This is a genomic window from Kitasatospora putterlickiae, assembly GCF_039527695.1.
Classification (GTDB): domain Bacteria; phylum Actinomycetota; class Actinomycetes; order Streptomycetales; family Streptomycetaceae; genus Kitasatospora; species Kitasatospora putterlickiae.
The window spans coordinates 1-9,019 of record NZ_BAAAKJ010000099.1; the positions used below are offsets into that span (position 1 = coordinate 1).

Consider the following 9,019-nt stretch of genomic DNA (forward strand, 5'->3'; position numbering starts at 1 on the left):
GCCGGCGGGTGACCGCTCCTGCCGCCCCCCATCCGGACCGCCCCCTCCCCGGGACGTCCGCGCCCTGTCTCGCTGCGCGGCCGTGTCTCGCTCGACGAAATGCCCTTGACCGCGAATCCGCGCGTCTGGGGCAATGGAATCTCCCCTGAGAACCTTCACATCTCGGAGTGGCCATGGGGCGAACCTCCACCCCGAACCACCTGCTACGGGCCTTGCTGGACGAGGCGCAGTGGAACGGGGCGACACTGGCGCAGCGGGCCGCCGAGGTGGCTGCGGAACAAGGCATCACGCTTCTCTTCGACCGCAAGTCCGTCTCCTTCTGGCTGTCCGGGCGCAAACCCCGTTCCCCCGCGCCGGCCATCGTCGCGGAGGCGCTCTCCCGTGGCCTCGGGCGCTCGGTCACCGAGGCCGCGACGGGGCTCACCCGTGACGTGCCCACCGCGGCCCCCAAGCAGGAGGACGGGACGGACGACGCGGCAGCCGCCCTGGACCTGCTCGGCAGGGCGCAGCGGCGTCCGTGGACACCCGGGGTCGGCACCTACTCGCTCACCCGGCTGGAGATCCCCGGCTGGGACCAGACCGCGGGCGCCGCCCGGGTGGCCCGACCGCCGCGTTCCGAAGCCCCGGTGACGGTCGAACAGGTGGCGGCGGTCGAACAGATGGCACGGCTGTTCAGCGACCACGAGAGAACCTTCGGCGGCGGCCAGGCCCGCAAACCGCTCGCGGCCTACCTCGCCCATGTCGTCGCCCCGCTGCTGCACTGCTCGGCACCGTCGGCCCTGCGGCGCCGGCTGTACCGGGTCGCCACCCGTCTGGCCTACCTGTGCGCGTTCATGTGCTTCGACGACAACGAGCACGCGCTCGCCCAGCACTACTACCGGGTGGCGCTACGGCTGGCGTGCGAGGGCGCCGACCCGGCGAGCTACGCCGTCACGCTGCGCGCGCTGTCCGTCCAGGCCCGTTCGCTCGGCCACCACGGCCACGCGCTCCGGCTCGCCGAGACCGCCGAGGCCACCGGGTACCGCAGGGCCACCCCGACCCGCCACGCCTTCCTCCTCGGCCAGTTGGCCGTGGCGGCCGCGGCCGACTCGGACCGCACCGCCGCACTGTCGGCGCTCTCGCGGGCCGAACGCCTGATGCAGCGGGCGACCTCCCAGGTATCCGCCGAGCTGATCGGCGGATACCACCTGGCCTCGCTCGCCCACCAACAGGCCACCGTCCGTCACCTGCTGGGCGACACCAAGGGGGCCATCGCCAGCCTGCAGACGTCCCTGAGGCACCGGCCGGCCGCCGAGTGCCGCTCCCGGGCGGTCGTCACCGCCCAGCTGGCCGAGCTGCAGCTGCGCTCGGGCCACCTCGACCAGGCCGTGCACAGCTGGCAGTCCTTCCTCGACGACTTCCCGCACCTGAGGTCCGGCCGGGTCACGGCCGCCCGGCGCACGATGCGGGCCCACCTGCGCCCGTACGCGGCGAACGCGGGTGTACGGCACCTGCTGGCGCGGCCCGAGGCCCGGTAGGCCGGGCCGGGTCCACCGCGGAGCACGGGACGACCTCGCCCGTGGGCGAACGGCTCGACCTGGGGCCCGTCGCCACGAGGCCCGCGGGGGTGACACCCCGGCAAGCGAGACAGGCCGGGCGGTCCCGACCGGTCCCCGACCCCGGTGGTCCGCGCTTGGCTGGTGCCGGTACCCGTGACCCTGGTCGTGCAGGAGGCTGAGAGGGATGTTCCACCGGAAGAACCTCAACTACACCGTCCCGATCGAAGGCGACATCACTCCGTACAGTCCCGCGGAGTCGCCCATCCCCGACCCCAGCGGCTGGTTCTGTCTGGGCACCTCCCACACGGTCCGGCCGGGCGTGGTCGTCACCCGACGCCTGCTGGAGCAGGACGTGGTGCTGTGGCGCGCGCGGAGCGGACGGCTCACCGCCACCCGCCCCTACTGTCCGCACCTGGGGGCCCACCTCGGCCGCGGCGGTACCGTACGCGGTGAGGACATCGTCTGCTCCTTCCACGAGTTCGCCTTCGGCCCCGACGGGGCGTGCACGGGAAACGCCTACGGCACGCGCCCGCCGAAGGCCCGGCTGTCGCTGCTGCCGGTGGAGGAGGTCAACGGTCTGATCATGGTCTGGTACCACCCCGAGGGGGAACCTCCCAGCTGGCGGATCCCCGTCCTGCCCACCGAGGGCTACTCGCCGCCGCATTACAGCCTCACCGAGTCCCCGGGGCACCCGCAGGAGGTGCTGGAGAACGCGATCGACGTCGGCCACCTCGGTACGCTGCACACCACCGTGATGACCGGCGGCAGCGCCGCCGAGGCGTTCCGGGAGAACGGGCCGGGTTGCACGACGACGTTGCGCCTGGCGGCGCGGATCCCCTTCACGGGCCGCACCTACACCTCCGACTACCGGATCGAGATCCACGGGGTCGGCTACCTCGTCGCCGACATCGATCTGCGGTTCGGCGTCGGCCTGCGCGTGTGGGCGCTGCCCGTCGTCACCGGGCCGTGGCGGATGCAGGTACGGTGGGCCGCCAGCGCCCGGGTCCCCGCCCCGCGGCTACTGCCCCCGCCGCTGCGCGACTGGTTCGCCGTCGGCGCCTCGCGGCTGCTCGCGCGGCTCACCCACTGGTTCAACCACACCCGCTTCATCATGCCCGAGAAGGGCGGTGACCTGCCGGTGTGGAGCGCCAAGACGTACCTTCACCATCCCCGACTCGCCCGAGGCGACGGCCCGTTCATGCGGTGGCGGCGTTGGGCCGACCAGTTCTACCCCTCCGGCGCGGCCCAGGTCCTCGCCGCCCGCGCCGAGCCGGACCGCGCGGAAGCCGCGCACCGGACGGATCCCGCCGAGACCGCCCACGACCTGCCCTACTCTCCCACCGCGGACCTGAGGAACAGCCGTGAAAGCCACCGGTGACCCCGACCTGCCGGCGCTGTGGTGTCCCATCGCCGTCCGGACCCACCCGCAGCGCGCGCTCATCGAGGAACGCACCAACCGCTGGCTGCTCGACCAGCGCATCGTCGCCCGCGACGAGGAACACCGCCGGCGCCTGACGACCTACGGACTCGGCTGGATCGCCTCCATGTTCTTCCCGGACGCCGACCTGGAGCGCGCCCAGCTGGGGGCCGATCTGATCTGCGCCTGGGGCTTCCCCGTGGATGACCTGATCGACGACATCCGGCAGGACTCCGACCGGGTCCTGCTGCGGCTGAACAACCTCCTGCGGCTGCTGGACGCGCCGTCCTGCCCGCCCGTGGACGACGACCCGCTCGCGGCGGCCTGGGTGGAGGCCCGCGCCCGGCTGGCGCGGTTCGCCACGCCCGCGCAGATCGCCCGCCACGCGGAGAGCTGGCGGCTGTGGTTCTTCGGCGGCGCGTGCGAGCGGGCCCAGCGCTCCCTCGGAGGCGTCCCCGAACTCAACGAGACCGTGACCGTGAAGCTGTACGGCGTCGGCGCGGCCGTCCCGATGACGTACTGCGAGATCGCCGGCGGCTACCGGCTGGACGCCGACGAACTCGCCCTGCCGGCCGTCAGGGCCCTCGGCGAGATGATGTGGATCCTGTGCAACTGGGACAACGACATCTTCTCCCTGCCGCGCGACCTGACCAACGGCATCGGGGAGAGCAACCTGATCACGATCCTCGCCCGCCGCGACGGCACCGGCGTGCCGGAGGCCGTGGCCACCGCCCTGAGGATGCGCAACCAGGTGATGGCCCTGTTCCTGAGGCTGCGCGAGCAGGTGCTTCCGCTGGCGTCGGCACCGATGCGGCTCTACCTGCGCGACGTGGGCCTGCACATCGCCGCCTACACCGAGTTCTGGCACCACAGCTGCCGGGAGAAGCTCGAAGTCGACCCCGCCTACGCCGCACTGCTGCCGGAGATCGAGGTGGACACCGCACCGGACGCCGTGGCCCTCGGCGGCCCGCTTCCCATCCCGGCCATCGCGTGGTGGTGGGAGTGCCTGGACGCTCCCCTCACCGCCGGCGGGAAGGGGTGACCCCCGTGACCCCCACCACCTTCCACCCGGCGTACCCGTTCGTCGACGACATGCGCGTACGCCTCGCCGATCACCTCGCCGGACTGGTCACCCCGCAGGGGGCGGTGCCCGGCCACTGCCGGGGGCGCGTCCTGGAGACCGCGCTGACCCTGCGGCTGACCGCGCTGACGGGACTGCCGTGTCCCCGGGAGACGGCCGGGATGCGGCACTTCCTGGCCGGGGTCGACGAGGTCACGCCGCTGGAACGGGTGGTCCTGCGCCTGGCCCGGGACGGAGCCCTCCCCGAAGGCCCCCACCGGGCGGCCGAGTTGCTGCACGGGTTCGACCACCACACCGCCGGGCCGAAGAAGGACCTGGTCGACGTCGTCCTCCGGCTGCTGGGCGCCGACGTGCCCCTGTCGGCGGCGCTGACCGAGCTCCCGGACCTGACGGCCCTGCACACCTGGAAACGCGTCGAGCGCCTCTCCCAGAAGGCGATCGCCTGCCACGCCCTGGACCGCGCCGACCTCCTGCGCCACGACGAACTCGCCGCCCTCGCCGACGTGGTGGACACCCCGGGCATCTGGGAGGGCAACGTCCTCTCCCAACTGATCGTGCTGTTCGCCCTCCACACCTGCGGGCCCGTGCACGCCGAACGCGTACGCGGTGGACTGCGCAGGGTGCTGGGGACCGCGCGGCCGGGCGGCGGCATCCCCTTCATCCTCGACTGGAGCGTCGGCGCGACCGCACTGGCCGGCATGGGGCTGGCCGGGCGGACGGCTCCGCGCGCCGTCACGGCACGGCTGGGGGAGAGGCTGAAGTCGCTCCAGCAGCCCGACGGGGGGTGGACGTACACGCCGCACTCGACGCAGACCGACGCCGAGGACTCCTCGTACTGCCTGCAGGCCCTGCACGCCCTCGACCCCGTCCGCCACGCGGGCGCGGTCCGGCGCGGCCTGCGCTACTACCTGGAGCTGCAGAACGACGACGGCGGCTTCCCCACCTACCTGCGCGGAAACCCCTCCGAGGCGGCGATGACGGCGGAAGGCGTCGTCTGCCTCGGCCTCGCCGGTGCCGAACACACCGACCGCGTCCGGCGCGGACTGCTCCACCTGGTCGACCGCCAGCACCCCGACGGCACCTTCGAACTGTCGTGGAGCAGAAGCCACTCCAGCGCGATCTTCCGCTGCGTCCGCGCCCTCGGCCTGGCCCGGTCCCTGCCCCGGGTGCGTCCGGCGGCGCTGCGGGCCGCCCGGCGGTCGGTCGACTACCTGCTGGCCACTCGCAACGCCGACGGCGGCTGGGGCCACCTCGCCGGTTCCCCCAGCGACGCCGTCAGCACCGCGTTCTCCGTCATCGCCCTGCTCACCGCAGATCCGGCCGCGCTGGAGAGGGCCGACGCGCCGTCGGCGTCCGCCGCTGCGACCGGCGGCCTCAGGTACCTGGCCGCACGGCAACGCCCGGACGGCGGCTTCGACTGCGTCACGGACGAGGTCGGCCCCCGTCCCATCCCGTACGACGTCCCCCACAGCAGCCTCGGCTTCGTCCTCAAAGCCCTGAACTTCGCGGCCTCCGGCGGACGCACACCGCACTACGCGTAGCGGCCGGCCCGCGAAGGGAAGAGCCGCCGGGACGCTCCCGGCGGCTCTCCCCTTCGCTGCCGCACGGCGCCGCCGCCGCTACCTCCGTGCCCCCTCTCGGGGATCGTCCGCGGCGGCCGTCGGGTTCACCCGCTCGGCCCGCGGCACGGCGGGGTAGAACTGCCGGGCCCAGCGACGGTACTCCGACAGCGGGCCGTCGCCCTCCGCCACCGGCGGATGGGTCACGTACTTCTTCGTGGCCCAGATCGGGATGTCGCTCCCGGTGCGGTCCTCGTTGAAGGAGAAGTCGAGAATGAGCCGAAGCGTCAGCCGGGCCCCCGCGCCCAGCAGCCGGTCCCTGAAGGGCCGCAGCAGCGTCGGCCAGGAATCCGGCCGGACCACCGCCGCCCCCAGCCTGATCCGCATGCGCCCGTCCGCCTGCACCGACGGCAGGGCCAGCACCCGCAGCAGCTGCCGTCCCCCGGGAAGGAACATGTCGCCCAGTACGAGCCCCACCCCGTGGGTCGTGACGTGGACGACGAGGGTCATGTCCCTCAGCCGGCGCGGCAACGGCAGCCGGACGCCCGGACGGGGCTTGATCTCGAACGTGGCGAACGGCTTGACCCGCAACTTCGCCGTGTAGCGGTGCGGCTCGAAGGAGACGCTGCCGTCGATCGCGTCGCCCATCTCGTGGTAGGTGCCGAAGTGGCCGAAGTCGATGGGGTTCTCCATCAGCTCCTGCGGGTGCCCGATGGCGTCGATGGTGGCGTGCGCCCACGGCGTGAAACCCTCCGTTGGCAGGTCTGGCACCTCCCAGTCCGGCGGCTTCCCCTCCGGGTGATACCACACGAGGATCATCCCGGACGCGTTCTCCCGCACGGTGAGCCGCTGCAGCCCGATCCGCGGCGGCTTCGTCCCGTACCCCGTCCTGACGCACGCCCCGTCGGGTCCGTAGCCGAAGGCGTGGAAGGCACAGACGAGATCCTCGCCCTCGACCCGCCCGAGCCCCAGATGGGCACCCAGGTGCGGACAGTAGGGGCGTACCGCCCGCAGCACTCCCGCGCGGGTGCGGTACAGGACGACGTCCTCGTCCAGGAACCGCGAGGTGAACACCTGCCCGGGCCCGACCTCGTCGGAGAACGCCAGCCCGAACCAGCCGATCGGATCGGGGATCTGCTTGCCCAACTCCCGGTCCACGGGCGTGGGGGTGTCGATCCGCTGGGGTCCCAGCCAGCGGGAGATGTGGCCGTTCCTGATCATGAAGCTGCTCCTCCGCGCCTCGTCGATCCGCCTGTCCCCAGTGAGCACCTCGGCGGCGGCCGCCATCAGCCCCCGGAGCCGCCGGACATGTCTCGCCTGCTGCCGGTGTCCCGCTCGACGCAGGGCACGGAGGGAGTCGACGCGGCGGCCCACGACCGGGACCTGCGACGGAGGAGGAGCGGGCCCGGCCCGTGGTGCGGTGGCACGGAGATCAGGGCTGTGGGCGTCAGGAGCGGCGGGTGAGGCCGGTGCGTTTGACGGTGGCCGGCACCGGGGTGGTGTCGATGGTGGTGATCCGGTCGAGGGGCCGACGGCGGCGGTGAGGAAGGCGCAGAGAGCGCTGAGGGTGGCGGGCCGGTGGTGGCGGCGAGGCGGACCCGTGGGTGGGCGCTGAGCGTTTGTGCGGTCTGCTCCGGTGCGCCGAGCCGCACGTTGACGACGATCCGGCCCAGCTCCGGATGCCCGCCGATCACGTCGGCGGCCTGGTCGCCCTGCCGCGCCGTCCAGCCGTCGCGGACCGCAGACCGAAGGATGAGCCCCATGACCGACCGGCCCCTGACCCTGGTGGCCGTGCACGCCCACCCGGTTCGGCGAGGTCATGCGCGAGCTCGGCGCGGAGTGGGACGAGCCGGACGCCGAGCAGCCCGAGATGCCCGAGATCGGCCTCCCCGACGAGGAGATCACCACCTGGGTCGACACCACCGGGTTCGGCGGCCAGAAGTTCGACGCCGCCGGACTTCCTGCGTCCGCGCGCCCCGCAGGCGCGCTCCTGCCCCTCCCCGCCGCCCCGGCGCCGCTTCGGCCGGAGGCCCAGTCGGCCGCCCGGGCAGCTGTCCGGGCATGAACCGTCAGTCCCGAATGGTTGAGTGATGCGCCGTCATATTCTGCCGAGGGTCCGGACGGGAACCCGAACGGCGGGAGTGGCGGGCCGACAAGGGCGTCTTCAAGGGGGAAATCATGGGGCGGCGCGAGAACAGAATCGATCCGGGGGCCGGTCCGCTGGAGAGGTTCGCCCACGATCTGCGAATGCTCCGGCGGCTGGCCGGCTCGCCGTCCTACCAACAACTGGCGGCGCACACCCACTTCGCGCCGTCCACCCTCGCGGCCTGCGCGTCCGGCAAGCGACTGCCGAGCCCGGCCGTGCTGGCCGCCTACGTGACGGCCTGCGGGGGCGACCCGGCGGCGTGGGAGGAGCGCCGGGTGCGCACCCGTGTCCTGCTGGACCTCGCCGCCGACGACGACAGCGGCGGTGGCGGTGGCGGTGGCAGCGACGGCACGGCCCGGGCGGACCACGCCGGCGGTCCGGCCCGGTCCCCGGCGCCGGCGGGCGGGCGGATCGTCGCCGTCACCGCGCCTGCGGCCATGGACGGGGACAGCGGCTGGTCCGAGCCCGTGCTGGTCACCGGCGGGGTACGACGGCTCCCAGCCCGGCCGGAGCCCTACGGTCCGGCCACGCCGGGCGGCGTGCGGCGGCTGGCGCTCCTCGTCCTCGCGCTGCTCTGCGCCGGCCTGTCGCAGGCCGGCGCACCTCCCGCCAGGCTCACGGTGTCCTCGGCCGCCCGGACGGACCACGCCCACTGGTTCAGCACCGCCGCCGCGGTGCCGCACCGCTTCCGTCCGGCGATCGTCCGGGCGGGCACCTCCTGTCCCGTCCCGCAGATCACTCCCGCGCTCATCGCCGCGATCCTCGCCACCGAGAGCGGTTTCGACCCGGAGCTCGCCGATCCGGTGAAGCAGGAGTACGGCATCGCGCGCTGGACGCCGCGCGTGCTGCGCTACTACCTGCCGGAGGAGCAGCAGGACCGGGTACCGGTTCCGCCGCTGGACGCGGAGGAGTCGATCCTGGCGCTCGGCCGCATCCTGTGCACCCTGGCCCCGCAGTTGGAGGGCGTCGCGGGCGACCCGGTGATGAACCTCGCCGCCGCCTACCGGACGGCCACCTACGTCGTGCAGAAGGAGGACGGCGTACCGGCCCGGCTGCGGCCCTACACCGACCGGGTCCGCGGGTTCCTGATGGCCTTCGCGCCGCCGGGCGGGGCGTGCCTGCCGTTCGAGGTGCCGCAGAGCTCTTACCCCGCACCCTGCTCCGCCGGGCGGTGAACGACCGGCGGTGAAGACGGGCGGTCGACGACCTGGGACGAACAGCCCCGGGGCACGGTGTTCGGCCCCATCCCCGGCCCCGGCGGGCACCCGGAAACGCCGG

7 protein-coding genes are annotated in these 9,019 nt (G+C 73.5%); 6 read left to right on the top strand and 1 reads right to left on the bottom strand.

Going from position 1 to position 9,019, the window contains the following annotated elements; genetic code table 11:
- The first annotated feature begins 173 nt into the window (after nt 1-173).
- The 4 genes from ABD308_RS10680 to ABD308_RS10695 all read left to right on the top strand — a co-directional run bounded on the left by ABD308_RS10680 (nt 174) and on the right by ABD308_RS10695 (nt 5,577).
- Nucleotides 174-1,517, top strand: coding sequence for an NsdA family TPR-like regulatory protein (locus tag ABD308_RS10680; protein WP_344331483.1), 1,344 nt, complete (start codon nt 174-176; stop codon nt 1,515-1,517).
- Nucleotides 1,518-1,722: 205 nt separating this feature from the next.
- Entirely contained in the window at nt 1,723-2,916 is a 1,194-nt protein-coding gene (locus ABD308_RS10685) for a Rieske 2Fe-2S domain-containing protein (RefSeq protein WP_344331485.1), read from the top strand.
- Nucleotides 2,900-3,997, top strand: a complete 1,098-nt coding sequence (locus tag ABD308_RS10690) for a terpene synthase family protein (RefSeq protein ID WP_344331487.1) — start codon at nt 2,900-2,902, stop codon at nt 3,995-3,997. Before ABD308_RS10685 ends, ABD308_RS10690 begins: the two co-directional genes overlap by 17 nt.
- 5 nt (nt 3,998-4,002) lie before the next feature.
- Nucleotides 4,003-5,577, top strand: coding sequence for a prenyltransferase/squalene oxidase repeat-containing protein (locus tag ABD308_RS10695; RefSeq protein WP_344331489.1), 1,575 nt, complete (start codon nt 4,003-4,005; stop codon nt 5,575-5,577).
- A gap of 78 nt (nt 5,578-5,655) precedes the next feature.
- Here the strand turns inward: ABD308_RS10695 and ABD308_RS10700 are convergent, their stop codons facing one another.
- Nucleotides 5,656-6,969, bottom strand: coding sequence for a Rieske 2Fe-2S domain-containing protein (locus ABD308_RS10700; protein WP_344331492.1), 1,314 nt, complete (start codon nt 6,967-6,969; stop codon nt 5,656-5,658).
- A gap of 445 nt (nt 6,970-7,414) precedes the next feature.
- Here ABD308_RS10700 and ABD308_RS39630 point away from each other — a divergent pair, with 445 nt between their 5' ends.
- Both ABD308_RS39630 and ABD308_RS10710 read left to right on the top strand, forming a co-directional pair.
- Entirely contained in the window at nt 7,415-7,660 is a 246-nt protein-coding gene (locus tag ABD308_RS39630; RefSeq protein ID WP_425554736.1) for a hypothetical protein, read from the top strand.
- A 113-nt stretch (nt 7,661-7,773) separates the two neighbouring features.
- Entirely contained in the window at nt 7,774-8,916 is a 1,143-nt protein-coding gene (locus tag ABD308_RS10710) for a helix-turn-helix domain-containing protein (RefSeq protein ID WP_344331498.1), read from the top strand.
- Nucleotides 8,917-9,019: the final 103 nt, after the last annotated feature.

Excerpts from the sequence above, each read along its gene's own strand:
- ABD308_RS10680 (WP_344331483.1), top strand. The coding sequence starts at position 174 with ATGGGGCGAACCTCCACCCCGAACCACCTGCTACGGGCCTTGCTGGAC.
- ABD308_RS10685 (WP_344331485.1), top strand. The coding sequence starts at position 1,723 with ATGTTCCACCGGAAGAACCTCAACTACACCGTCCCGATCGAAGGCGAC.
- ABD308_RS10710 (WP_344331498.1), top strand. The coding sequence starts at position 7,774 with ATGGGGCGGCGCGAGAACAGAATCGATCCGGGGGCCGGTCCGCTGGAG.
- ABD308_RS39630 (WP_425554736.1), top strand. The coding sequence starts at position 7,415 with ATGCGCGAGCTCGGCGCGGAGTGGGACGAGCCGGACGCCGAGCAGCCC.